The sequence below is a fragment of the Halopseudomonas salina genome, assembly GCF_014637955.1.
GTDB classification, from domain to species: domain Bacteria; phylum Pseudomonadota; class Gammaproteobacteria; order Pseudomonadales; family Pseudomonadaceae; genus Halopseudomonas; species Halopseudomonas salina.
The window spans coordinates 330,554-356,168 of record NZ_BMFF01000005.1; the positions used below are offsets into that span (position 1 = coordinate 330,554).

Annotated in this window: 23 protein-coding genes and 1 pseudogene; 12 read left to right on the forward strand and 12 right to left on the reverse strand. The window is 58.2% G+C overall.

Going from position 1 to position 25,615, the window contains the following annotated elements; all coding sequences use genetic code 11:
• Nucleotides 1–97: 97 nt before the first annotated feature.
• A complete protein-coding gene (locus IEV54_RS13590) occupies nt 98–1,282 on the reverse strand; it encodes an acyl-CoA dehydrogenase (protein ID WP_150277921.1) in 1,185 nt (394 codons plus the stop codon).
• A gap of 254 nt (nt 1,283–1,536) precedes the next feature.
• On the opposite strand from IEV54_RS13590, the gene IEV54_RS13595 reads away from it, so the two are divergent.
• Entirely contained in the window at nt 1,537–2,433 is an 897-nt protein-coding gene (locus tag IEV54_RS13595) for a LysR family transcriptional regulator (RefSeq protein ID WP_150277920.1), read from the forward strand.
• Nucleotides 2,434–2,484: 51 nt separating this feature from the next.
• On the opposite strand, the gene IEV54_RS13600 is transcribed toward IEV54_RS13595, so the two are convergent.
• From IEV54_RS13600 to rpe, 8 genes and pseudogenes are all read right to left on the reverse strand, one after another.
• Complete coding sequence (locus tag IEV54_RS13600) at nt 2,485–3,060, reverse strand: YceI family protein (protein WP_150277919.1); 576 nt, start codon at nt 3,058–3,060, stop codon at nt 2,485–2,487.
• A complete protein-coding gene (locus IEV54_RS13605; protein WP_150277918.1) occupies nt 3,057–3,632 on the reverse strand; it encodes a cytochrome b in 576 nt (191 codons plus the stop codon). Before IEV54_RS13605 ends, IEV54_RS13600 begins: the two co-directional genes overlap by 4 nt.
• Before the next feature lie 115 nt (nt 3,633–3,747).
• On the reverse strand, nt 3,748–4,542 hold the full coding sequence (trpC, locus tag IEV54_RS13610) for an indole-3-glycerol phosphate synthase TrpC (RefSeq protein WP_150277917.1): 795 nt from the start codon (nt 4,540–4,542) through the stop codon (nt 3,748–3,750).
• Nucleotides 4,539–5,585 (reverse strand): anthranilate phosphoribosyltransferase, encoded by a 1,047-nt coding sequence (trpD, locus tag IEV54_RS13615; RefSeq protein WP_150277916.1) that lies wholly within the window; start codon nt 5,583–5,585, stop codon nt 4,539–4,541. Before trpD ends, trpC begins: the two co-directional genes overlap by 4 nt.
• An 18-nt stretch (nt 5,586–5,603) precedes the next feature.
• Complete coding sequence (locus tag IEV54_RS13620; RefSeq protein WP_150277915.1) at nt 5,604–6,200, reverse strand: aminodeoxychorismate/anthranilate synthase component II; 597 nt, start codon at nt 6,198–6,200, stop codon at nt 5,604–5,606.
• A 10-nt stretch (nt 6,201–6,210) separates the two neighbouring features.
• On the reverse strand, nt 6,211–7,689 hold the full coding sequence (trpE, locus tag IEV54_RS13625) for an anthranilate synthase component I (protein WP_150277914.1): 1,479 nt from the start codon (nt 7,687–7,689) through the stop codon (nt 6,211–6,213).
• Between the two features lie 70 nt (nt 7,690–7,759).
• Nucleotides 7,760–8,550: pseudogene (locus IEV54_RS13630) on the reverse strand (phosphoglycolate phosphatase).
• Nucleotides 8,551–9,225: a ribulose-phosphate 3-epimerase gene (gene rpe, locus IEV54_RS13635; RefSeq protein WP_150277913.1), complete on the reverse strand. Its 675-nt coding sequence runs from the start codon at nt 9,223–9,225 to the stop codon at nt 8,551–8,553.
• A gap of 96 nt (nt 9,226–9,321) precedes the next feature.
• On the opposite strand from rpe, the gene IEV54_RS13640 reads away from it, so the two are divergent.
• Nucleotides 9,322–10,236, forward strand: coding sequence for a DUF3530 family protein (locus IEV54_RS13640; RefSeq protein WP_150277912.1), 915 nt, complete (start codon nt 9,322–9,324; stop codon nt 10,234–10,236).
• Here IEV54_RS13640 and djlA read toward each other — a convergent pair.
• From djlA to IEV54_RS13655, 3 genes are read right to left on the reverse strand one after another with little or no spacing between them, the layout of a single operon-like run.
• Entirely contained in the window at nt 10,233–11,057 is an 825-nt protein-coding gene (gene djlA, locus IEV54_RS13645) for a co-chaperone DjlA (RefSeq protein WP_150277911.1), read from the reverse strand. The genes IEV54_RS13640 and djlA overlap by 4 nt on opposite strands.
• 5 nt (nt 11,058–11,062) lie before the next feature.
• On the reverse strand, nt 11,063–11,740 hold the full coding sequence (gene murU / locus IEV54_RS13650) for an N-acetylmuramate alpha-1-phosphate uridylyltransferase MurU (protein WP_150277910.1): 678 nt from the start codon (nt 11,738–11,740) through the stop codon (nt 11,063–11,065).
• Nucleotides 11,737–12,753, reverse strand: a complete 1,017-nt coding sequence (locus IEV54_RS13655) for an aminoglycoside phosphotransferase family protein (RefSeq protein ID WP_223825464.1) — start codon at nt 12,751–12,753, stop codon at nt 11,737–11,739. The genes murU and IEV54_RS13655 overlap by 4 nt, the downstream gene beginning before the upstream one ends.
• 151 nt (nt 12,754–12,904) lie before the next feature.
• Between IEV54_RS13655 and IEV54_RS13660 the strand changes: the two genes are divergently transcribed.
• The 10 genes from IEV54_RS13660 to IEV54_RS13705 all read left to right on the forward strand — a co-directional run bounded on the left by IEV54_RS13660 (nt 12,905) and on the right by IEV54_RS13705 (nt 25,395).
• On the forward strand, nt 12,905–15,562 hold the full coding sequence (locus tag IEV54_RS13660; RefSeq protein WP_150277908.1) for an LPS-assembly protein LptD: 2,658 nt from the start codon (nt 12,905–12,907) through the stop codon (nt 15,560–15,562).
• A complete protein-coding gene (locus IEV54_RS13665; RefSeq protein WP_223825463.1) occupies nt 15,552–16,841 on the forward strand; it encodes a peptidylprolyl isomerase in 1,290 nt (429 codons plus the stop codon). Before IEV54_RS13660 ends, IEV54_RS13665 begins: the two co-directional genes overlap by 11 nt.
• Nucleotides 16,841–17,833: a 4-hydroxythreonine-4-phosphate dehydrogenase PdxA gene (gene pdxA / locus IEV54_RS13670; RefSeq protein WP_150277906.1), complete on the forward strand. Its 993-nt coding sequence runs from the start codon at nt 16,841–16,843 to the stop codon at nt 17,831–17,833. The genes IEV54_RS13665 and pdxA overlap by 1 nt, the downstream gene beginning before the upstream one ends.
• Nucleotides 17,830–18,645, forward strand: coding sequence for a 16S rRNA (adenine(1518)-N(6)/adenine(1519)-N(6))-dimethyltransferase RsmA (rsmA, locus tag IEV54_RS13675; protein WP_150277905.1), 816 nt, complete (start codon nt 17,830–17,832; stop codon nt 18,643–18,645). The genes pdxA and rsmA overlap by 4 nt, the downstream gene beginning before the upstream one ends.
• Nucleotides 18,642–19,025, forward strand: a complete 384-nt coding sequence (apaG, locus tag IEV54_RS13680; RefSeq protein WP_150277904.1) for a Co2+/Mg2+ efflux facilitator ApaG/CorD — start codon at nt 18,642–18,644, stop codon at nt 19,023–19,025. The genes rsmA and apaG overlap by 4 nt, the downstream gene beginning before the upstream one ends.
• Before the next feature lie 31 nt (nt 19,026–19,056).
• Nucleotides 19,057–19,869: a symmetrical bis(5'-nucleosyl)-tetraphosphatase gene (locus IEV54_RS13685; RefSeq protein WP_150277903.1), complete on the forward strand. Its 813-nt coding sequence runs from the start codon at nt 19,057–19,059 to the stop codon at nt 19,867–19,869.
• A gap of 3 nt (nt 19,870–19,872) precedes the next feature.
• A complete protein-coding gene (gene glpE, locus IEV54_RS13690; RefSeq protein ID WP_150277902.1) occupies nt 19,873–20,205 on the forward strand; it encodes a thiosulfate sulfurtransferase GlpE in 333 nt (110 codons plus the stop codon).
• 307 nt (nt 20,206–20,512) lie between these two features.
• A complete protein-coding gene (locus IEV54_RS13695) occupies nt 20,513–22,435 on the forward strand; it encodes a PrkA family serine protein kinase (protein WP_150277901.1) in 1,923 nt (640 codons plus the stop codon).
• Between the two features lie 138 nt (nt 22,436–22,573).
• Nucleotides 22,574–23,845, forward strand: a complete 1,272-nt coding sequence (locus IEV54_RS13700; protein WP_150277900.1) for a YeaH/YhbH family protein — start codon at nt 22,574–22,576, stop codon at nt 23,843–23,845.
• The gene (locus tag IEV54_RS13705) at nt 23,842–25,395 is read left to right on the forward strand and encodes a SpoVR family protein (RefSeq protein WP_150277899.1); all 1,554 of its coding nucleotides are present in this window, start codon (nt 23,842–23,844) and stop codon (nt 25,393–25,395) included. The genes IEV54_RS13700 and IEV54_RS13705 overlap by 4 nt, the downstream gene beginning before the upstream one ends.
• The last annotated feature ends 220 nt before the right edge of the window (nt 25,396–25,615 follow it).

Sequence of the window (25,615 nt, forward strand, 5' to 3'; positions counted from 1 at the left end):
GTATCTGAACACGTCATTGAGTAGCCCTATACAAAAACGGCAAGTCCACCTGCTCGGTTTGACTTGCCGCTTATGGCTTGTAGCTTGCAGCTATGTCTTAGAAGAACGCCTGCAAACCCGTTTGTGCCCGACCCAGAATCAGCGCGTGCACATCGTGGGTACCTTCATAGGTGTTCACCACTTCCAGATTGACCACATGACGGATCACGCCATACTCATCGGAGATGCCGTTACCGCCAAGCATATCGCGGGCCACCCGAGCAATGTCCAGGGACTTGCCGCAGGAATTGCGCTTCATCATCGAAGTGATTTCCACCGCTGCAGTGCCTTCATCTTTCATGCGACCCAGGCGCAGACAGCCCTGCAGCGCCATGGTGATTTCAGTCTGCATGTCGGCCAGTTTCTTCTGGATCAGCTGAGTCTGCGCCAGCGGGCGGCCAAACTGCTTACGGTCCAGGGTGTATTGGCGCGCGGTGTGCCAGCAGAATTCAGCGGCTCCCAGGGCGCCCCAGGATATGCCGTAACGGGCAGAGTTAAGGCAAGTGAAAGGCCCTTTCAGACCGGTTACGCCGGGCATCAGGTTTTCTTCCGGAACGAATACGTCTTCCATCACGATCTGGCCGGTGATGGATGTACGCAGACCCACCTTACCCTTGATTGCCGGAGCGCTCAGGCCTTTCCAACCCTTCTCCAGAATAAAGCCGCGGATCACGTCATCTTCGGTCTTGCCCCAGACCACAAACACATCGGCAATAGGGCTGTTGGTGATCCACATCTTGGCACCGTTCAACTTATAACCACCATCAACCTTCTTCGCACGAGTGACCATCGAACCCGGGTCGGAGCCGTGATCTGGCTCGGTCAGACCGAAACAACCGATGTACTCGCCACTGGCCAACTTGGGCAGGTATTTCTGCTTCTGCTCCTCGCTGCCAAACTCGTTGATCGGCACCATGACCAGGGAAGACTGCACGCTCATCATCGAGCGGTAACCGGAATCGACCCGCTCCACTTCACGGGCGATCAGGCCGTAGCAGACGTAATTCAAGCCGCTCCCGCCGTACTGCTCGGGGATAGTGGCACCGAGTAGACCAAGCTCACCCATTTCACGGAAGATAGAAGCGTCGGTCTGTTCGTGACGAAACGACTCGAGCACACGCGGCATCAGCTTCTCCTGACAATAGGAAGCGGCTGAATCACGCACCATGCGCTCTTCTTCAGTGAGCTGCTGCTCAAGCAGTAGGGGATCAATCCAGTTGAATTGTGCTTTTGAGTCGGCCATGTGAGCTCCGTAAAGATGTAGGGACAGAAACGCGTCAAGCGCCGTGGATGGGTACAGACTAGACCTGAAGAGCCCTGGCAGCAAACGCCTTTTTTTCAGCTACCTGTGCTATTTTGGAACTCCGAAAAACAGCTTCAAGCTACAAGCGTCAAGCTGCAAGTGAAGCTTGTTCGTGCCTAACGCGCCGATTCGTAACTGCACGACCAACTTGCAGCTTGTAACTTGTAGGTTGCCGCTGCTCCAGAGGAGTTAACATGCGCCGCAAGATCCCCCCGACCCAGGCTCTGGTTTGTTTCGAGTCCTCTGCCCGGCATGAAAGTTTTACCAAGGCCGCAGAGGAACTCTCGCTGACACAGAGTGCAGTATGCCGCCAGATTGCCAATCTGGAAGAATTTCTCGATGTGCAGTTGTTTCGTCGTACCCGCCGTGGAGTGAAGCTGACCGAGGCCGGACAAACCTATAGTAGACGCATCAGCAGCAGGCTGGATGCGGTCGAGCGGGATACGCTCTCCGTAATGGGGAACCAGGGCACCGCAACCCTGGAGCTGGCTGCAGTCCCCACCTTCAGCACCCAGTGGCTGCTACCCCGTCTGGGGGATTTTCTGACGAAACATCCGCACGTATCGGTAAACCTGACCAACCGCACGCGTCCATTCCTGTTTGCCGATACCGAATTCGACGCTGCCATCTATTTTGGTGATGGCGACTGGTCGGGTACCGAAGCACATTTTCTGATGCAGGAATCACCAATACCCGTCTGCAGCCCCGACCTGATAGCTCCGCACACTCATTTGGAGCCTGTGCAGATTGCAGAACTGCCGTTACTGCAACAGACCACCCGCCCCTATGCCTGGAGGCAATGGTTCGGTTCGTTGGATATGCGGATAGAACACGATCTGAACGGCACCCGCCTGGAATTGTTCTCGATGCTTGCCAAGGCGGCAATTCACGGGATGGGGGTGGCATTGATTCCGCCGTTCCTGATTCGGGATGAGCTGGACAGCGGCCGCCTGATCACACCTTGCGCCCACAGCTTTGACAGCGATCATGCCTACCATCTGGTCATACCAGAGCGTAAGGCAGAATCCGCTACATTGCAGGCATTCAGGGACTGGATAGTCGAAGAGGCCGCCCGTTACCGGGCGACCTGAAATGCACAACCTGGCGACCTGAGCGGGTCTCCGGCTTGTGTTCGGGCATGATTACTGACGAACACCTTCAACACTGAGAATCAACTCCACTTCCTGGGAAGCAGGCCCAAGATCCTTGGTGATATCAAAGTCGGTCAGTTTCAATGTAGTAGTCCCGGCAAAGCCTGCGCGATAGCCACCCCATGGGTCCTCGCCCTCGCCGATGAACTGAGCGGCAAGCACTACCGGCCGAGTAACCCCGTTAAGCGTCAGATCACCTGTAATGTTTGCAGTTTCATCACCGGTCATTTCCACGGACGTGGACTTGAACGTAGCCTGGGGATGGTCGTCGACACTCAGGAAGTCATCACTGCGCAGGTGCTTGTCCCGCTCGGCATGATTGGAGTCCACGCTGGCAGTGTTGATGACCACATTGACGGAGCTCTCTTCGGGCTTGTCCGCATCCCAGCTGAAGGAGCCATCAAAGTCGTTGAAACCGCCATATAACCAGCTGTAGCCCAGGTGGCTGATCTTGAAGTTGATAAAGGCATGCTGGCCTTCCTTGTCGATCGCGTATTCAGCGGCCTGCAATCCGCCGCTCAGGGCGACCAATCCGCTCAGGGCTATACCAGCAATCACTTTCTTCATGGTTTTTTCTCCTCGGTTGAGCGCGGCCGCATGCCTAGCATGCGCCGCAAGGTACTATCGTGATCCAGAAAATGGTGCTTGAGGGCGCCCAGGGCGTGCAACGCAACCAACCCAAGCAAGGTAACGCCCAGCCAGTAATGCACGAAGCCGGCACGGTCAGCCTGCGAAGGCAAACCGGTAATCAGTGCAGGCACTTCAAACCAGCCGAATACGCTGACACCTCGACCCTTGGCGGTGGAGATCAGGTACCCACTGGTAACAATGATGAACAGAAGAACGTAGAGCAGGCAGTGAATCACTCTGGCCAGATTGATTTCCCAGCCTTTGTGATGCGGCAAGGGAACCGGTTTCGGATTGGCCAGGCGCCAGAACAGGCGCAGGACAATAAGAGCAGCGAGCGTTATTCCGATACTTTTATGCCAGAAAGGCGCGCGCTGGTACCAGTTGCTGTAGTAATCCAGACCGGTCATCCACAGCCCAAGGATGGCAATACCTATCACCCCCAGCCCAATGACCCAGTGCAAAACGACCGCGACAAGACCATAGGTCTCTTTTGTGTTCCTTACTTGCATACTGCCGATCCCGAGTTATTGTGGAATGATTCTCACATCGGTCCAGGCAAACTGAAAGCGCAATATTCAGTTGGAAACAATCAGTATAATAGATACTTCAGCAACGCCATTGGACTCAGAAGAACAATCGCTTCAGCTCGCCACCTGGGTTCGACGCACGCATGAAGGCTTCCCCGACCAGGAACCCATACACTTCATGGGCTAGCATCAATTCCACATCAGCACGACTGAGAATGCCACTTTCCGTGATCAGTAGCCGATCAGTGGGCACTTGGGGTAGCAGCTCCAGAGTGGTGTCCAGGGTGACTTCAAAAGTATGCAAATTGCGATTGTTTATACCTATCAGGGGCGTGTCGAGCTTCAGGGCGCGCACCAACTCGGTCTCGTCATGCACTTCTACCAGCACATCGAGCTGTTGCTCACGGGCCACAGCAGCCAGGTCCGCCAGCTGCGCATCATCCAGCACAGAGGCGATCAACAGCACGCAGTCGGCACCCATGGCACGCGCCTCGACCACCTGGTACGGATCAATCAGAAAATCCTTGCGGATCACCGGCAGACTGCAGGCCGCACGGGCCTGGCGCAGATAGTCATCGCTGCCCTGGAAAAAATCGATATCGGTCAGGACAGAGAGGCAGACCGCGCCGCCCTGCTCATAGCTTGCTGCGATCTCGGCCGGATCGAAGTGTTCACGTAACACGCCCTTGCTTGGAGAGGCTTTCTTGACCTCGGCAATCACCGCTGGCCGCTGCGCTGCAGCAGCTCGCTGCATCGCAGCAGCAAATCCACGTGGTGCATCGGCGCTGGCGGCTGTGCGCTCCAGATCGGCCAGCGAAAGACGACCTTTACGTTCCGCCACTTCCTCATGCTTGCGGGCAATGATGTTCTGCAAAATGGTAGGAATACTCACTGGGCGCTGTCCTCGCGGAAGATATCGGTAAAGGCAATCAGCTCATTGAGCTTTTCCCGGGCCAGGCCGGAGTGCAAGGCATCGGACGCCAACTGCACCCCCTCGAGAAAGGTTGCCGCCTGGTCACAGGCGTACAAAGCGGCACCGGCATTGAGAATAATCATGTCAGCGGCTTTCTCGCCCGCCTCGGTCTTGCGCTTACCCAGGGCATCATTAATCAGCGCCAGAGAGCCCGCCGCGTCTTCGACGCTCAGACCGATCAGGCTGCGGCTGGCAATGCCCAGATCCTCGGGACTGATATCGTACTCGAGTATCTCGCCGTTCTTCAGCTCCGCGACATGGGTTGGCGCTGCCAGGCTGACCTCATCGAGGCCATCGCGGGCGCTCACCACCAGCACATGTTCGCTGCCCAGACGCTTGAGCACCTCGGTCATGGGTCGGCACAGCCGGTCGGTAAACACGCCGATCACCTGATGGCGCACACCGGCCGGGTTGGTCATCGGCCCGAGCATATTGAACAGGGTGCGCAGACCGAGCTCCTTGCGCGGGCCTACCGCATATTTCATGGCGCTGTGGTGCGCTGGGGCAAACATGAAGCCGACCCCTACCGCCTCCACACAGCGACTGACCTGCTCAGGCGTGAGGTTCAGATTCACTCCCGCGATCTCCAGCAGATCAGCACTGCCGCTTTTGCCCGATACTGCGCGATTGCCGTGCTTGGCTACTTTGCCTCCGGCAGCGGCAACCACCAAAGCGGCCGCAGTGGAGACGTTGAAAATATTGGCACCATCTCCACCGGTGCCGCAGGTATCTACCACCCGGTCGCCGGTAACAACCACACCCGATGCCAACTCACGCATCACCATGGCGGCACCGGTAATCTCGTCAATGCTCTCGCCCTTCATGCGCAGACCGACCAGAAAGGCGCCTATCTGCGCGTCAGTGCATTGGCCGGTCATGATGGAGCGCATCACCTCGCGCATTTCTTCGGTGCCCAGGTCAATGTGATCAACGACTCGAGCCAGTGCCGTCCTGATATCCATAGATACTCCCTGTCTTGTTCAGCCGCGCTGGCCGCCCTGCTGCTTGAGAAAATTGGCGAGCAATTCGTGGCCTTGCTCGGTGAGAATGGACTCGGGGTGGAACTGCACGCCCTCGATCATGTGTTCGCGATGGCGCACACCCATGATCTCATCCACTGAACCATCCTCGTGCTGCGTCCAGGCGGTGATTTCCAGGCAATCGGGCAAGGTTTCTCGGCTCACCACCAATGAATGATAGCGGGTAACCACCAGAGGGTTGGCCAGACCGGCAAATACACCCTGGAATTCGTGGAAAACCGGACTGGTCTTGCCGTGCATCACCTGGCGAGCACGTACCACATCGCCACCAAAAGCCTGGCCGATCGCCTGGTGACCCAGACAGATACCGAGAATCGGCAACTTCCCGGCAAAATGCCTGAGAACCTCGACAGAGACCCCTGCTTCATTCGGCGTGCAGGGACCGGGAGAAATAACTATGCGCTCCGGCTGCAGTGCTTCGATCTGCCCGACATTCATCTCGTCGTTGCGGATCACCTTGACCTCTGCACCCAGCTCTCCCAGGTACTGCACCACGTTGTAGGTGAAGGAGTCGTAATTATCGATCATCAGTAACATAGGGTGCTCCTCACTCTACCGACTGTTCAGCCAGGGCTACGGCCCGGAACATCGCACGACGCTTGTTGATCGTCTCTTCCCATTCCAGCGCCGGCACGGAGTCGGCGACGATACCGCCGCCGGCCTGCACGTGCAGCTCACCGTTCTTGATTACCGCTGTACGGATTGCGATCGCGGTGTCCATATTGCCGTTCCAGGCCCAGTAACCCACCGCGCCGCCGTAGACGCCGCGTTTGACCGGCTCCAGTTCATCGATAATTTCCATCGCACGGATCTTCGGCGCACCGGACAAGGTGCCGGCGGGCAAAATAGCGCGTAGCGCGTCCATCGCGTTCAGCTCTTCAAGCAATTGGCCCTTCACGTTGGAGACGATGTGCATCACGTTGGAATAGCGCTCGATTACCATCTTTTCCGTAACCTTGACCTGGCCGATCTTGGCTACACGACCCACGTCGTTACGCCCCAGATCAATCAACATCAAGTGCTCGGCAATCTCTTTGTGGTCGGCCAACAGATCGCGTTCCAGCGCCAGGTCATCCTCTTCCGTGACGCCGCGCGGGCGCGTGCCGGCGATCGGACGCACGGTGACTTCGCCGTCCTCGACCCGTACCAGCACTTCCGGTGAGCTGCCCACCACGTGAAAATCACCAAAATTGAAGAAATACATATAAGGCGTCGGATTCTGGCTACGCAGCGCGCGATACAGATCGATCGGTTCGGCAGCGAAGTCGATGCTCATGCGCTGGGAGGGCACTACTTGCATGCAATCACCGGCCAGAATGTATTCCTTGACCGTATCCACGGCTCGCTCGTAATCCTCGCGGGTAAAACTGGCGCGGTAATCCAGATCACGGTCAGGCGGATTATCCAGCGACAGGGGACGGCGCTGGGCCAGCGGCTGACGCAGCTTGTCCAGAAGCTCCTCCAGGCGCTTGTTGGCCTGGTCAAAAGCATTCTCGACTGAGGGGTCGGCCAGAACGATCGCATGCAGCTTCCCGGCCAGGTTGTCGAATACCACAACCTCATCGGACACCATCAACAGGATGTCAGGGTTGTTCAAGGGGTCAGGGTTGGGGCAATGGGCCAGACGCGGTTCGACATAGCGCACACAGTCATAACCGAAGTAGCCCACCAGACCGCCGTTGAAGCGGGGCAGGCCGGGGATGCTCGGGACCTTGTAGCGCGCCTTGAATTCTTCGACAAAGGCCAGCGGATCATCGCACTCATGGCGTTCGGTCTCCACATCATCGACCAGCACCCGGGCGCTGTGCCCGTAAACACGTAATACCGTGCGGGCCGGCAGCCCCAGAATGGAGTAGCGTCCCCATTTTTCACCGCCCTGCACGGACTCGAGCAGATAGGAGTATGGCGCGTCGGCCAATTTCAGGTAGGTGGACAGCGGGGTGTCCAGGTCGGCCAGCACTTCACGTACCACGGGTACACGGTTGAAGCCCTGGTCAGCCAGGCGTAAAAAATCGTCTTGGGTCATGATCAGCCTCATGGGGCGGGTAATTGTCACACAAACGGAGAAGGCCCGCGCCGAGCGCAGGCAGGCAGAATCAGGTGCGCCAACGCCAGCGGGCGAGCGCCTTGATCACTCTCATCAGTTTGCGGTTGCTGACAAACACGGCTGATCCGTCTCGAAAGGGTCTAAAGTCAGGCTGAAAGACTATATGAGCGCGTCCAGTGAATCAACCAGCAAATCCGGGTTTTGCGCGGCTATGGGCTCGCCATGGTTGTAGCCATAACTGACCGCAACGACCTTCACGCCAGCCGCTCTGGCGGCGATCACGTCGTTGCGTGAGTCACCAATGAAGAGTGTTTCGTTCGCCGTCACACCAGCCAGCTCCATGATCCAGTGCAGCGCAGCCGGATCAGGCTTTTGCGCAGCGAGCGTATCGCCACCTACCAGCCAGCGAAAATACCTGCCCAGGTTTTTTTCCTGCAAAAGCGGAGCAACAAAGCGTTCGGGCTTATTGGTCGCAATCGCCATCGTCACACCCTCCTGCTGCAACCACTCGAGCAGGGGTTGTACGCCGGAATAAACCCGGGTGAGATGATGCTCTCCGGCATAGGCCTGAAGGAAATCCTGGTGTGCCGGCGCAGCCTCTGCATCTTCTACTCCCGCATACTCAAGGCTGCCTGCCAGGGCCCGGCGCACCAGTACTTCCGAGCCATTGCCCACCCAGTCCTTGACTCTTTCTACCCCCGCGGGTGGGCGCCCACGCAGAGCGAGCATGGTGTCGACTGCAGCAGCAAGGTCAGGCACGGAGTCAAGCAGCGTTCCGTCCAGATCAAAGATCACCAGGGTCGGCAGCCGACCCTCAAACATATGCCGAAGCTGGCTCACTCAGCGCCTCACCAGGGCCAGCTCGGCGCGCATCTGATCTATTACGGCCCTGTAATCAGGCTGGTTGAATATGGCAGAGCCGGCTACAAAGGTATCCGCGCCAGCCTCTGCAACCTGGCGAATGTTCTGCACATTGACGCCCCCGTCCACTTCCAGCCGAATACTCCGTCCACTGGCGTCGATCAGCGCACGGGCTTCGCGCAACTTGTCCAGGGTGCCGGGGATGAACTTCTGCCCACCGAAACCGGGGTTTACGCTCATCAGCAACACCATGTCGACCTTGTCCATTACGTACTTCAAGCTGTCCAGGGAGGTTGCCGGGTTGAATACCAGACCCGCCTTGGCGCCACCTTCCCGAATCAACTGCAAAGAGCGATCAATATGTTCGCTGGCCTCGGGGTGGAAGGTGATATACGAGGCTCCCGCCTCGAGGAAATCACCGATAATGCGATCTACCGGTTTGACCATCAAATGCACATCGATCGGCGCAGTGATGCCGTATTTGCGCAGCGCACTGCAGACCATCGGACCGATTGTCAGATTCGGCACATAGTGATTATCCATCACATCGAAATGTACGATGTCGGCACCAGCGGCCAGCACCTTGTCGACCTCTTCGCCCAGGCGGGCGAAATCGGCGGAGAGTATGGAGGGGGCAATCGCATAGTCAGACATAACGGACCTCGGGGTTAAAACGGATGGCCTAGTCTACCCCAGCAGGCCGCTTATGCGCTGTTATACTGGCACTTTATCCCACACGGGTACCTTCCGATGCGCCATCCGATTCTACTAGCATGCATGTGCCTTGCCTTTACTCTGCAGGCGCCAGCGGTGCTATCCCAGGACGCCGAGTCGCCGACAAATCAGACAGAGCAACTTACGGAAACCCCTGCCGAACCAGCGACAGCGCAACCGGATGAACAGCCTGAAGCGGATATCTCCCGGGCCCAGAACCAGGAACAAGCCCTGCACAGAAAGCTGCCGACTGCACAGCTTCGCCAGCTGGAGTCAGGTGAGGATGCCTTTCTGGGTTTATTTCTGCCTGCAGCACAGCCGCAGCCCCGCGGGGGCATCATGCTGATAGCTGATCAAAACGAACATGCCGACTGGCCAGAGCTGATCGGCCCGGCGCGCCGCTATCTAAGCAGTCAGGGCTGGCACACCCTGGCGATTACGTTGCCGGAAACACCACGGCTTGACCCAGCTCTGGATGAAGCGGCCAACAATGGAATGCTGGCTGAAACAGCGGAACGCACCACTGGGCGAATCAATGTGGCCGCCCAGGCTCTGCAGGCAGAGGGCACTGAAACCCTGGTGCTATTGGGTCGCGGCGAAGCCGCATTCTGGGTATTGCAGGCCACGGCAGCGGACGCCTCCCCCCGGACAGAAGCTGCCGCGCTGATTCTGATGCAGTCCCGGCCACCAACCTACAGCCCTGAGCGACACGCCCAACTGGATGGCCTGCTGGCCCTGTGGCAAAAGCCGGCTTACGAGATATTCGATGGCACGGATCAGGTCAGCCGCGAGCAGGCACAAGATCGGAAGTTGAACGCCCAACGCCTGGCCAACCAACGCTATGACCAACTGCTGCTGATCAAACAGGATCAATCGGAACTGGGCCAGCGCATGCTTGCCAAACGGATTCAGGGCTGGCTGGAAAAGAATATACCCCCGCAGCAGCCCTAGCGAAAACCACGGTAACGCTTGAGGCGCTCGTAGGCATCCTGGATCCGGTGAATTCGCTCGCCGGCACTATTCTGTTCTTTTTCACCGTCGCCCCGCGCCATCGACTTGTCCGGATGATGCCGGCTCATCTGGCGACGGTAGGCGCGCTTGATTTCCTCCGGACTGGCATCAAGGTCAACCTCCAGTAGCAGTGCCGCATCCTTGAGACTGTCTCGACTGGTGACCGGCGCCTGCCGCTTGCGTCGATCAGTTCGATCTGTGCGTTGCGTGCGATCGGTGCGTTGGCGTTGGTGACGCTGATGCATTCGCTGCTGTTCAGCGTTGCCGACACCAGCCTTGCTGGCCCACTGGTCAAGCAGTTGCCGTTCGCGGCCACCCAGACTGCCATCGGCCAACGCCATTCGCCAGCAACAGTCGAGCAATTCAGCACTGCGTTCCGGCTCGCTGCGCAAAAGCTTGCGCACCATCCCATCCAGCCTGTCACCAGCCTCCTTGCCCTCATTGAACCAGCGCATCGCACGAATACGCCCCTCTTCATCCAGGCGATACTGCTGCATTAGGTCCCGCGCCAGCTGCAGGTGCTCGGGGATCACTCGACCTTCGCACTTGGCGATGCGCCCCAGGCACAGGAAAAGAATCTGCTCAAAGCTGACCCGTTCTGCAGCAAAGGTCTGACGAACACGCACCGGTAGTTCAGACCAGCGCTTGAGTCGCCAATGTCGATCCAGCGCGTGGCCAAGTACTGCGCCGAGAATCGCACCGGGCACATCGCCCACCCACGCACCGAGCAGGGCACCGGCGACAGTCATTGGCCAAAGCATAGGGCTCAGATCCCTCCAGCCAGGCGGTCAGCCTCGCTCAGACGCTCCGGGGTTCCTACGTCCAGCCAGTCACCGGCGAAATATTCGCCGCTGACCAGCCCCTGCTCTGCCGCCTCACGCAGCAAAGGCGCAAGTGCATAAGCGCCAGCTTTCTGCTCGGCAAACAGCCGGGGGCTGAGAACCGCTATGCCCGAGTAGGTCAAAACCGGTGGATACTCCCCCGAGCTTGCCGGGTTAGCCACCTGGCCGTCATGCAGACTGAAGTCGCCTACGGCCTTATGGGCAGGATTATCCACCAACACCAGGTGCGCCAGTTTGCCGACTGGCAGACTCAGTTGGTCAAAGCTGAAGGTGGTCCAGATATCACCGTTTACCAGCACGAAGGGCTCATCGCCAAGCAAGGGAAGCGCGCGCTGTATGCCTCCACCGGTTTCCAGGGGTTCGTCTTCGGCAGACCAGCATATTCTTAGATCCAGCGCGGCGCCGTCGCCCAGCGCCGCTACCAGCTGCTCTCCCAGCCAGGCATGATTGATTACCAGATCTTTGAACCCTGCCCGCGATAGAGCCTCCAGGTGCCAGAAAATCAGTGGCTTGCCCGCAACCGGGAGCAGCGGCTTGGGGGTGTGCAGGGTCAAGGGGCGCATGCGCTCGCCTTTACCTGCTGCAAGAATCATTGCTTTCATGCAGGCATCTCCAGACTGCCCAGCAGGCGCTGCAGCGGGGCCAGGCGCGCATCCCGGGAACAGGCCTCATGCAGGTAGTTGATGAAACGCGGCGCGTCGGTCAGGTAGTGGGGCTTGCCATCACGGTGACAAATGCGGGCAAAGATACCCAGCACCTTGAGGTGTCGCTGCACGCCCATCAATCGAGACTGATCGAGGAAGGTTGAAAAGTTGTCCGGTACGCCAACACCAGCGTCCCATGCCCGCTGCCAGTATCGCTCCAGCCAGGCCTCACGGCGCACAGGCGGCAGATTGAAGAACGCATCGGCAAACAGCGAAGTGACGTCATAACTGACCGGGCCGTACAAGGCGTCCTGGAAATCCAGCACCCCGGGATCACCCGAACCACTCATCAGGTTGCGGGGCATGTAGTCCCGATGCACGAAAACACGGTTTTCCGCCAGGATGCTGTCGAGCAGCAATCGGCACAACGACACCCAATCCTCAAACTCACCGGCAGTCAGATCGCGGCCTTTTACCCGAGTCACAAACCAGTCGGGGAACAGCTGCAGCTCCCGCCGAAGTACCGCCTCATCATATTCGGGTAACACCCCGGGCCGGCTGCTGAGCTGCCAGCGAACCAAGGTGTTCACGGCGGTATCGAACATGCGCTCCAGCTCTTCTTCCTCCACACCTGCCTGAATCGTCTGCAGGTAGGTGCTGGCCCCCATGTCTTCAAGCAGTAACAGACCCTGATCGAGATCGCTGGCGAAGATTTGCGGTGTGCGCACGCCTGCGTCGTCCAGCAAGCCAGCGATCCGTACAAAGGGTCGAGAATCTTCCTGGTCCGGCGGCGCATCCATGACGATCAGGCTGTGGGCGCCGTCCGTCCAGCGGAAATACCGACGAAAACTGGCATCCGCGCTGGCTGGCTCGAGCCGACCTTCACCCACCTCGCCCCACCCCTGCGCCTGATACGCCTGGCCCAATACCGAAGGCAACCAGGCCTTGAGTAACACCCATCTTGAATCCATCATTCCATCCTGTACCGACCGACGCTGGCTCTGGCGTCACACAATGCTTTATTATCCCTTATCTTGCTGGATACACGCAGCATGCATATTGCATTCACCACGCACAAGCCGTCGCGCGCAACAACCGACTGGAAGCCCGGATAACTACAATATGGCCAACCGAACTCCTCCGTTTCGTCCCGCTTTCCCCCTGCTGCTGGTCAGCGGTCTGCTGATAACTCAGCCCCTGACCAGTCTGGCCAATACACAGGTCGATTGTCGCCCCAGTGCCGATGGCACCGGCTGGAGCTGCGAGCCCACAGCCGCGCCAGCCAACCTGCCGCCGCGACCAGTCAGGCCCACCGTAGCAGACCCCGCACCCGAGCCCACACAGGACCGCCGTGAAGCAGTCGTGCAAACGGCCCCTGCAAGGCCGGCACGCTCGGCGTCCCTGCCCGCCGCCGAGATGGACTGGGTCCCCCGCGACCAGCTCAACGACGAGCAGCGTGCCCAGATTGCCTCCTACTGCGGTGGAGCCTACGTGGAGCCGCCCCGGGAAGGGCGTGATGATGCCACTCCGTTCGACCAGTTGCCGATCTACGCCAGCGCTGACTCCAGTCGCTTTGAACAGGGCACCCAGACCGGCACGCTGGAGGGCGACGTTCTGCTGAGCCAGGGTCGCCTGCAGGCGCAGTCCAATCTCGCCAGCTTTGACCAGCCGAACAACCAGATCCTGCTAGACGGCAACGTGCGCTTGCGCGATCAGGGCGTTCTGGTCACCGGTGACAAGGCAAGCATGCAGATTGATAGCGGTGAAGCACGCATCGACCAGGTAAACTATGTAGTCCACGACGCGCGTGCCCGGGGCACTGCAGCCAAGCTGATGCGCCGCGATGATGCCGTGATCGTGCTGACCGAAGGCACCTATACCACCTGTGAGCCGGGGGAAAATACCTGGGCTTTGCACAGCGATGACATCGAGCTGGATCGGGAAAAAGGCTGGGGTGAAGCAAGGCACGTGACCCTGCGGGTCAAGGATGTGCCGGTATTCTATACGCCATATCTGTATTTCCCACTGGATGACCGCCGCCAGACCGGTTTGCTGGCGCCCAGCATGAGCAACTCCACGGACAACGGCACCGAACTGGTCACGCCCTATTATTTCAACCTAGCGCCCAACTATGACGCGACCCTCTACCCGCGGCTGATGTCCCGTCGCGGACTGCAAATGGAAGGCGACTTCCGCTACATGCGTCCGGACGAGCTAACGGTGCTCAGCGCCAGCTTTCTGGATGACCGCGAGTACGACGAGAACCGCTGGCTCTACGGCGTCAACCATGAGGGCGGTTTGGCCAGCAGAATCGTGACCGAGGTCGACTACACCAACATCAGCGATCCGTTTTACTTCCAGGATCTGAACAGCTCCCTGGACACCCGCAGTGGCACCTTCGTCAATCAGAGAGCGGCTGTCACCTACCGCGGCGACAGCTGGAGCCTGCGTGGCACCCTGCACGCCTACGAGCTGGCCACCATTGCCTCACTCACGCCTTACCAGCGGCTCCCGCAGTTGCGCCTGAATGGCAGTAACTATCTTGCCGGCTCCGGCTTCAAGCTCGATTACCGCGCAGAGTACAGCTACTTCGACCGGGATCTGGAGAACGGCACCATTACCGGTGAGGACGGCATTACCTTTGCCGAGCCGGATGAAAACCTGGTTGGCCTGCAACGTGCGACGGGGCATCGTGTCAGCGTCAGCCCGGCCATCAGCTACCCGTGGCGCAACAGCTGGGCTTTTGTAACCCCTGGCGCGCGTGTGCAGTCAGTGTATTACGACCTGGAATTTGATGATCGAGCCGCTGACCCGTTCGATTACGACGGCGCTGATACCAACCCTTCCAGCACCATTCCGGTAGCCAGTCTGGACGCGGGCCTGTACTTCGACCGCGACACCAGCTGGTTCGGCAATAGCCTGCGTCAAACCCTGGAACCCCGGGCGTTCTACCTTTATGCCCCCTACAAGGACCAGAGCGATCAGCCGCTGTTTGATACCAACGCGAATACCTTCAGCTATAATTCGCTGTTCCGCGATGACCGCTTCAGCGGCAATGACCGTACCGGTGATGCCAACCAGCTGGCCCTCGGCGTGACCAGCCGAGCCCTGGAAACAAATGGTCTGGAACGTGCCCGTGCCAGCCTGGGCCAGGTCTTTTATTTCGAGGACCGTCGTGTTCAACTACTCGACAATCAGGGCACCTCGGCAGAGGACGAAACAGAGTCGTCATCAGCTTATGCCGCCGAAGCCATGTACCGGATCAACCAGGCATGGCGCGTGCGCGGCAACGTTTTATGGGACCCGGACAACAGCAGGAACGGCGCAGGCAGTCTGATCGCGAACTATCAGCCCGGCAACGGAAAGGTATTCAACGCAGGCTACCGTTACCGCAATCGAATCAATACTTTTGACTCTCTTACCGGTAACTTCCTGAGCGACCTGGATCAACGGATCGATCAATCCGACCTGTCGTTCATGTGGCCGCTGAACCCACAATGGAGCGTGATCGGACGTTGGCAGCATGATTTTGCCGGCGACAGAACCCTGGAAGCTTTTGGTGGTCTTGAATACGACAGCTGCTGTTGGAAGCTGCGATTCATCAATCGCTACTGGCTCGACTACAACGAACGCGAGTCCGTTGCCAATGACACAGGCAATACCGGCATATTCCTGCAGATTGTGCTCAAGGGCCTCGGCAGCGTCACAGGCAACCGTGTTGAAAGTCTTCTCGATGAAGGCATACCTGGTTACAGAGAGCGTGAAAACAATGGTTTCTAAGTTACAAACAGCATTCCTCGGCCTGTGCGCCAGCTTTTTACTGAGCAGTGCAGTGCAGGCTCAGGTTGTTCCACTCGACCGCGTAGCCGCCATTGTCGATAACGACGTGGTGATGGCCAGCCAGGTGACTGAACGCATGGCCGCCGTTCGCGACCAGCTGCAGCAGGGTGGCGTCCAGATGCCTCCAGAGGACGTCCTTCGCGAGCAGGTTATCGACCGGCTAGTGCTCGAAAGCATTCAACTGCAAATGGGTGAGCGGGCCGGCATTCGTATTGACGATGCCAGCCTCAACCAGACCATGCAGCAATTGGCCGCGCGAAATGGCGTTACCATCGAGGAGTTTCGTGCTGCCCTCGAGCGTGACGGCATCAGCTACGAACAGGCCCGCGAGCAGATCCGCCGTGAAATGATCATCAACCGCGTACGTCAACGTCGGGTGGCCGAGCGCATTCAGGTGAGCGAGCAGGAGATACGCAATTTTCTCAACTCCGAAGCCGGCCGGATGCAGACTGCCCCCGAGTATCGTCTAGCGATGATCGTACTGCCGGTACCCGAGGGTGCCAGCCAGGACGAAGTGCAGAGCATTGGCGAAACGGCTGCAGAGATATATCAGGAGCTGCGCGAAGGTGCTGATTTCAGCTCCCTGGCAGTCAGCCGCTCCACTGACGATACCGCTTTAGAAGGTGGTGAGCTTGGCTGGCGCAAGACGAGTGAAATACCCGGCCCATTCGCCAGTGCGATAGCCCCGCTGGACCCCGGCGAAGTGACCGAGCCACTGCGCTCACCAGTGGGCTTCCACATTCTGCAGGTCCAGGACAAGCGCGGCGCAAGCGAGCAACTGGTCGAGGAATATAGCGTTCGCCACATATTGGTCAAACCAAGCGAAATCCGCAGCCCCGAAGAAACCGCAAAATTGTCGCAGCGCCTGTACGAGCGCATCCAGGCGGGCGAATCCTTTGCCAAACTGGCTCGCGGCTTCTCCGAGGATCCAGGCTCAGCCCTTAACGGCGGCTCGCTGGACTGGGTAATGCCCGAAACAATGGTGACCGAATTCCGCGAAGTCATGACCTCTATCGAAGAGGGTCAGGTTTCTCGCCCCTTCGAATCCCAGTTTGGCTGGCATATCCTGCAGGTCGAGGGTAAGCGCAGCGTCGATATGACTGACGATATGCGCAAGCAGCAGGCAGCCAATCTGTTGCAGGAACGAAAGTATGACTCGGAGTTGCAGACCTGGTTGATGGAAATTCGCGACGAAGCCTATGTCGAGATCCTCATCTAGTGACCTGCAAAGCCATAGCATTGACGCCTGGCGAACCCGCGGGCATCGGCCCCGATCTGTGTCTGATGCTAGCCATGCAGGCTTGCCCCCATGAGCGCGTGGTGATTGCCGACCCTGGCCTGCTGGCTGAGCGCGCGCGCATGCTGGGCCTGAACGTCCAGTTCAAGCCCTTTGATCCAGATGCCCTGCCCCAGCCACAGGCTGCAGGTCAACTGAGTGTGCTGCCGGTAAAAATGCCCGAGACCTGTCAGCCCGGCGTCCTCAACCCGGCCAATGCTACCTATGTACTGAGCACGCTGGAGCTCGCAGGCCGCGGCTGTCTGGACGGTCAGTTTGCCGCAGTAGTCACCGCGCCGGTGCATAAGGGTGTAATCAATGACGCCGGCGTGGTGTTTTCTGGCCATACCGAGTTTTTTGCCGCTCAGACAGGTAGCACACAGGTGGTGATGATGCTCGCCTGCCCCGGCCTTCGAGTCGCATTGGCTACAACTCACCTGCCGTTGCGGGAGGTGGCTGACGCCATTGATCAGTCTTTGCTCGAGCGTGTTCTGCACATCCTCCACGCCGACCTGAAAAACAAATTCGGTATCGCGGAACCGCGCATACTGGTTTGTGGTCTGAACCCCCACGCGGGCGAAGGCGGCCATATGGGCCGCGAAGAAATTGATACCCTCATTCCCGTTCTGGAGCGTTTACGCGCCCAGGGCATGCATCTGGAAGGCCCCTTGCCAGCAGACACTTTATTTACGCCCAAGCACCTGGAGCGTGCCGATGCGGTACTCGCCATGTACCACGACCAGGGCCTGCCTGTGCTCAAGCATATGGGCTTTGGCAACGCGGTGAACATCACTCTGGGCATGCCGATCATCCGCACCTCGGTCGACCACGGCACCGCACTCGATCTCGCCGGCAGCGGCAAAGCCAATCCAGGCAGCCTTCGGGTTGCCCTGGACACGGCGATCACGATGATCGAAGCAAGGGAGGCCGCATGAGCGATTTTGCACCACACCGGGCTCGCAAACGCTTCGGTCAGAACTTTCTACACGATCCAGGCGTCATCAATAATATCCTGCGCGCCGTGGCGCCCCGGGAGGGGCAACACCTTGTGGAAATCGGCCCTGGTCAGGGCGCGATTACCGAAGGGTTGCTTGAAAGTGGCGCCCGGCTTGATGTGGTAGAGCTCGATCACGACCTGCACCCTTTACTGCTTGCCCGCTTTGGCGCCAACACACGCTTTGAGCTGCACAAGGGCGATGCCCTCAAGTTCGATTTCAGCCAGTTGGCGCCAGCCGGGGAAAAGCTCCGCGTGGTCGGCAACCTGCCCTACAACATATCTACCCCGCTGATGTTTCACCTTCTCAAGCAGTCCGACTGCATAGGCGACATGCACTTCATGCTGCAAAAAGAGGTGGTTCAACGCCTTGCCGCTGGTGCGGGCATGAATCATTACGGACGCTTGGGGATCATGGTGCAGTACCACTGCCAGGTTGAGCATCTTTTCGACGTCGGTCCCGGTGCTTTCAAGCCAGCACCCAAGGTCGATTCGGCAATCGTGCGCCTCACCCCTCATGCACAGTTACCACACCCTGCCGAGGATCCGGCCATGCTGGAACTGGTAGTGAGAGAGGCTTTCAATCAGCGCCGCAAGACGCTGCGCAACACGCTCAAGCCCCTGCTGAGCGAAGCAGACATCATTGCCGAAGATCTGGACCCCACCCTGCGACCCGAGCAGGTTGACCTGGCAGGCTTTGTTCGCCTGGCCAACCGTCTGGCGCGGCAAGCCACAGAGGATGCCCAGGCATGAGCGGCTCACCTGTCTACGACATCAGCATTAGCGTCGACACCCGGTATCTTAGCGAACAGTCCGATCCACACGCCAGCCGGTATGCTTTTGCTTACACTATCCACATCCGCAACAGTGGCAATGTACCGGCACAATTGCTGGACCGGCACTGGAAGATCATCGATGGCAACGGCAAGGTCCAGGAGGTCAAAGGACCCGGCGTCATCGGCGAGCAACCGTTGATTGAACCATCTGCCACCTACACTTACACAAGTGGTTGCCTGCTGGAGACACCGGTCGGCTCGATGGAGGGCAGCTACGGCATGCGCGCCACAGATGGCCACAGCTTCCAGGCACCCATTGCGCTATTCAGGCTGGCCAAACCCAACGCCCTTAACTGAAGCCCATTGGCGCACCATACAGGCCCATTGCATGACAACCTACGCTGTCGGCGACCTCCAGGGTTGCCTCGGACCCTTGAAGACCCTGCTGGAAAGAGTCGACTTCAATCCGTCACGCGACACCCTGTGGTCAGTCGGCGACCTGGTCAATCGCGGCCCGGATTCTCTTGGCACTCTGAGGTTTCTTGATAGTCTGGGCGGCGCTTGCATTGCGGTGCTGGGCAATCACGACCTGCATCTGCTGGCAACGGCCCACGACGCCACCCGATTGCGCAATTCAGACACCCTGCTCTCCATCCTGAAAGCAGATGACCGCGTTCAGTTGCTGGATAATTTGCGCCAGCGCCCGCTGGCTCACTTCGATGCCACGCGCGGATTTTTTATGGCTCACGCCGGGATTCCGCCCATATGGACGGTCGCTCAGGCTATGGTCCATGCTGCAGAAGTAGAGGCGGTGTTACGCTCCAAATCCGACTCCAGCGAGTTCCTGAAGCACATGTACGGCAACCAGCCGGACTGCTGGTCGGCCGCCCTGACCGGCATAGAGCGCCTGCGAAGCATTACCAATTACCTGACGCGCATGCGCTTCTGCAAGGCCGACGGCACCCTAGATCTGAAAACCAAGGAAGGCCAGGACACGGCCCCCAATGGCTTTGCTCCCTGGTTCAGTTACCCCCGCAAGGACCCGGATATTCAGGTCGTTTTCGGGCACTGGGCTGCATTGGAGGCCAAGAGCGGTATCCCGGGCATACATGCCCTGGACAGCGGCTGCGTATGGGGCAACTGCATGACCTTGATGAACCTGGACACCGGCGAGCGCCACCAGAGCGATTGTGGAGATTGAACAATGAGTGAATTTGAGCGCATCGGACCGCAACCGGCCAGACAATTGATCGGCCAGGGTGCCGCCGTGGTTGATATCCGTGATCCGCAGAGTTTTGCTGCTGGCCATATTGGCGGCGCCAAACACCTGGACAACAATTCCCTGCCCGCTTTTGTGGCAGCTGCAGACCGAGAACAACCGCTCATCGTCTGTTGCTATCACGGCAATTCCAGCCAATCGGCGGCGGCCTATTTTGCTGACCTCGGCTTTGCCCGTGTGTTCAGCCTTGACGGCGGTTATGAACTCTGGAGCCATCAGTTCCCGGATAATATTTCCCGACCAGATCCCGAGGCCTGATGTTTGGCGGGTATTACAATTTTTTCCAATTTATCGATGTCAGCTACGAGCAAACCAACTATTCTGTGATCAAGGCAATCATTAATTGAAAGCCGGTCTGCCGGCTTCCGCCAAAACGGGAGCCTGCCGGGTCACTTCTGGCAACTACCTCGCCAGCTAGCCGATTCGACAGACTCCCCGACCATGCCTGTTGCGTTGGTGCTGGGGGGATTCATGCTTCATTTTATACCGTCGCCCTCTACCGGCCGTCAGGCTGGCTACCTCCCGGAAGCCACAGACCTCATTCCAGCTCTAGCGAGGTCGAGTCATGAGCATATTCAGCCATTTCCAGAACCGCTTTGAAACCACCCGGCAGGAAGAATTCAGCCTGCAGGAGTATCTCGACCTGTGCAAGGCAGACCCCTTGACCTATGCCACGGCGTCGGAGCGTCTACTCAAGGCGATCGGCGAGCCGGAGCTGATCGACACCTCGCTGGATCCACGCCTGTCGCGGATTTTTTCCAACAAGATCATCAAACGCTATCCTGCCTTTGCCGATTTCCACGGGATGGAGGATGCGATCGAGCATATCGTCTCCTTCTTCCGTCATGCAGCCCAGGGCCTGGAAGAGCGCAAACAGATTCTTTACTTGCTGGGCCCGGTTGGTGGCGGCAAATCCTCGCTCGCCGAAAAGCTCAAGGCACTGATGCAGCAGGTGCCGTTCTATGCCATCAAGGGCTCGCCGGTCTTCGAGTCGCCGCTTGGTCTGTTCAGCCCCGAGGAGGACGGCGCCATTCTGGAGGAGGACTACGGCATTCCACGCCGCTACGTGAACAGCATCATGTCGCCCTGGGCGGTCAAGCGGCTGCACGAGTTCAACGGTGACATCAGCCAGTTCCGCGTGGTCAAACTGTACCCCTCGATCCTGCAGCAGGTTGCGATCGCCAAGACCGAGCCGGGTGACGAGAACAACCAGGATATATCCGCACTGGTGGGCAAGGTGGATATCCGCAAGCTTGAGGAGTTCCCGCAGAACGACCCCGACGCCTACAGCTACTCAGGCGCACTTTGCCGGGCCAACCAGGGCCTGATGGAATTCGTGGAGATGTTCAAGGCTCCGATCAAGGTACTGCATCCGCTGCTGACCGCCACCCAGGAGGGTAACTACAACAGCACAGAGGGGCTGGGTGCGATCCCGTTCAACGGCGTGATCCTCGCCCACTCCAACGAGTCCGAGTGGCACACCTTCCGCAACAACAAGAACAACGAGGCCTTCATCGACCGGATCTACATCGTCAAGGTGCCCTACTGCCTGCGCGTCAGTGACGAAATCCAGATCTACCAGAAACTGCTGACCACGAGCTCGCTGGCCCACGCCCACTGTGCGCCGGACACGTTGAAGATGCTGGCCCAGTTCACCGTACTGTCGCGCCTCAAGGAGCCGGAAAACTCCAACGTCTATTCCAAAATGCGGGTGTATGACGGCGAGAACCTCAAGGATACCGATCCCAAGGCCAAGTCGATCCAGGAATACCGTGACAACGCCGGTGTGGACGAAGGCATGAACGGCCTGTCGACACGTTTTGCGTTCAAGATTCTGTCCCGCGTATTCAACTACGACAATACCGAGGTCGCAGCCAACCCGGTGCACCTGCTCTATGTTCTGGAGCAGCAGATCGAACAGGAGCAGTTTACCAACGAGGTGAGCGAACGATATCTGCGCTTCATCAAGGAATACCTGGCGCCACGCTACGTAGACTTCATCGGCAAGGAAATCCAGACCGCCTATCTGGAGTCCTACAGCGAATACGGACAGAACATCTTCGATCGTTACGTGATGTATGCCGATTTCTGGATCCAGGATCAGGAGTACCGCGACCCCGATACCGGCGAGATTCTCAATCGTATGGCACTCAACGAGGAGCTGGAAAAAATCGAAAAGCCCGCGGGTATCAGCAATCCGAAGGACTTCCGTAACGAGATAGTCAACTTCATGCTCCGCGCCCGAGCCCAGAACAACGGACGCAACCCCTCGTGGCTGTCCTACGAGAAGCTGCGCATGGTGATCGAGAAGAAGATGTTCTCCAACACCGAAGACCTGCTACCGGTCATCAGCTTCAACGCCAAGGCCTCCAAGGAAGACCAGAAGAAACACGGCGATTTCGTCAGCCGCATGATCGAGCGCGGCTATACCGAGAAACAGGTACGTCTGCTGTCGGAATGGTATCTGCGGGTGCGCAAAGCCCAGTAAAAAGCGAGCGGCAAGCTTCAAGCCGCAAGCTTCAAGCGAAAAGATGCCTCGGAGGCGCAGGCAGACATCAGTGTCAGAATTCAGCAAGGCCAGCTTCAAGCTTGCAGCTTGCGGCTTGCAGCTTGAACTGGAGGGCCCATGAGCTATGTGATTGACCGACGCCTGAACGGCAAAAACAAGAGCACGGTGAACCGTCAGCGGTTCCTGCGCCGTTACAAGACCCATATCAAGAAAGCGGTCGAGGAAGCGGTCGGGCGACGGTCGATCACCGATCTTGAGCATGGCGAGCAGATCAGCATCCCCGGCCGCGATATCGACGAGCCGATCTTTCACCATGGCCGCGGTGGACGCAATACCGGAGTGCATCCCGGCAACCGTGAGTTCAGCATGGGAGATCGCATCCCCCGCCCGGAAGGTGGAGGGGGCGGAGGGGGCGGCAGCCAAGCCGGCGATAATGGCGAAGGCATGGACGAGTTTGTCTTCCAGATTACCCAGGAAGAGTTTCTCGACTTCATGTTCGAGGACCTGGCACTGCCGAACCTGGTCAAGCGACATCTGGTCGGCACCGATACCTTCAAGCCCGTGCGTGCCGGCATCAGCAGCCAGGGCAACCCTTCGCGGATAAATATAGTGCGCTCCATGCGCTCGGCCCATGCCCGGCGTATCGCCCTCAGTGGCGGCAGCCGATCGCGACTGCGCGAGGCAACACTGGAACTAGAACAACTCAAACTGGAGCAGCCTGACAATTTCACCGACATACGCCTGCTCGAAGAGGAAATCGGACAGCTGCGCCAGCGTATCGATCGCATCCCGTTTCTGGACACTTTCGATCTGCGCTACAACCTGATCTCCCAGCAACCCAGCCCTAGCTCCAAGGCCGTGATGTTCTGTCTGATGGACGTCTCAGGCTCAATGACCCAGGCCACCAAAGACCTGGCCAAACGTTTTTATATTCTTTTGTACATGTTCCTGCAGCGCAATTACGAGCGTATCGAGGTCGTCTTCATCCGCCATCACACAAGCGCCAAGGAGGTCGACGAGGAGGAATTTTTCTACTCCCGGGAAACCGGTGGCACCATCGTTTCCAGTGCGCTGCGGCTGATGCAGGAAATCGTCGAGCAGCGCTACTCCCCCAATGAATGGAACATATATTGCGCCCAGGCCTCCGATGGCGATAACTGGAACGACGACTCGCCGATCTGCCGCGAGCTACTGATCCGCAAGATCATGCCGGCCATGCAGTATTACTGTTATGTTGAAATCACCCCGCGCGAGCACCAGGCACTCTGGTACGAGTACGAGCAGGTCGCCGCACACTTCCCTGACGGCTTTGCCCAGCAGCAGATCGTGGACACCAACGATATCTATCCGGTATTCCGCAAACTTTTCCAGAAAAGGATGGCCACATGACCCGGCAATTCATTTCCACGGGCTCGGAATGGACGTTCGACCTGATCCGCGAATACGACCGGGAGATCGGCCGTATCGCCCGCGACGTGTATGGGCTGGATACCTACCCGAATCAGATCGAGGTCATCACCGCCGAGCAGATGATGGACGCCTATGCCTCAGTCGGGATGCCTCTGGGCTATCACCACTGGTCCTATGGCAAGCATTTTCTGCACACCGAAAAAAATTACAAGCGCGGCCAGATGGGCCTGGCCTACGAGATTGTGATCAACTCAGACCCCTGCATTGCCTACCTGATGGAAGAGAACAGCATGCCCATGCAGGCGCTGGTCATCGCCCACGCCTGTTATGGCCACAACTCCTTCTTCAAGGGCAACTACCTGTTCCGCAGCTGGACTGATGCCAGCGCGATCATCGACTACCTGGTCTTTGCCCGGCACTACATCAATGAATGCGAGGAGCGTCATGGCATCGATGCAGTAGAAGATATCCTCGACTCCTGCCATGCCTTGATGAACTACGGGGTCGATCGCTACAAGCGGCCCTATCCGATCTCCGCGGAAGAAGAGCGTCAACGCCAGCAGGAACGCGAAGAGCACCTGCAGCGCCAGGTCAACGATCTGTGGCGCACCATACCTGTGTCCGCCGAAGCCCAGCAGCGTCAACATGAAGAACCACGCTACCCGAGCGAACCTCAGGAAAATCTACTCTATTTTATTGAAAAGAATGCACCACTGCTGGAGCCATGGCAGCGCGAGATTGTGCGTATCGTGCGCAAGGTGGCGCAGTACTTCTACCCGCAGCGTCAGACCCAGGTGATGAACGAGGGCTGGGCAACTTTCTGGCATTACACCCTGCTCAACCATCTGTATGACGAGGGCAAGGTAAACGAAGGCTTCATTATGGAGTTTCTACAATCGCACACCAGTGTGATCTATCAGCCTCCATTCGATAGCCAGTGGTACAGCGGTATTAACCCCTATGCGCTGGGTTTCGCGATGATGACCGACATCCGCCGCATTTGCGAAAATCCCACCGAGGAGGATCGACGCTGGTTTCCTGACATAGCGGGCAGTGACTGGCTGGAGACCCTCAAGTTCGCCATGCGTACCTTCAAGGACGAGAGCTTTATTCTGCAGTTTCTGTCGCCCAAAGTGATCCGTGATATGAAACTGTTCGCGATCACCGATGACGAAATAGACGATCATCTGGAAGTAGCTGCAATTCATGACGACAGCGGCTATCGCGCTGTGCGCCAGCATCTGGCCGCACAGTACAACCTGGGCAACCGTGAACCCAACATCCAGGTATGGTCGGTCGACCGGCGCGGTGATCGTTCTTTGACCCTTCACCACCAGCGACATGACGGCAAACCCCTGGGTGAAAGCACCAGCAAGATGCTGCGCCATCTGCACCGGTTATGGGGCTTCGATATACATCTGCAGAGTCTTGAGGGCGATGACGTAGTGTATGAACTGCACATACCACCGCGCGCCGACAGCATGGGCGACCGGCTGCCGCGCTTCGACCTCAACATCCCGCCGATCTAGGGGAAGCCGCAAGCGGCAAGCTTCAAGCTTCAAGCTTCAAGCTTCAAACCAAACCAAACCAAACCAAATCAAACCAAACCAAACCAAACCAATCCAATCCAATCCAATCCAAGCCAAGCCAAAGCCAAAGCCTCCCCCTGTTGAGCCGGTCACATAGGTAACACCACAAACCGGCCACATAGGTAACACCTATGTTGGCCGTATTACTCGTCCCCGGCGT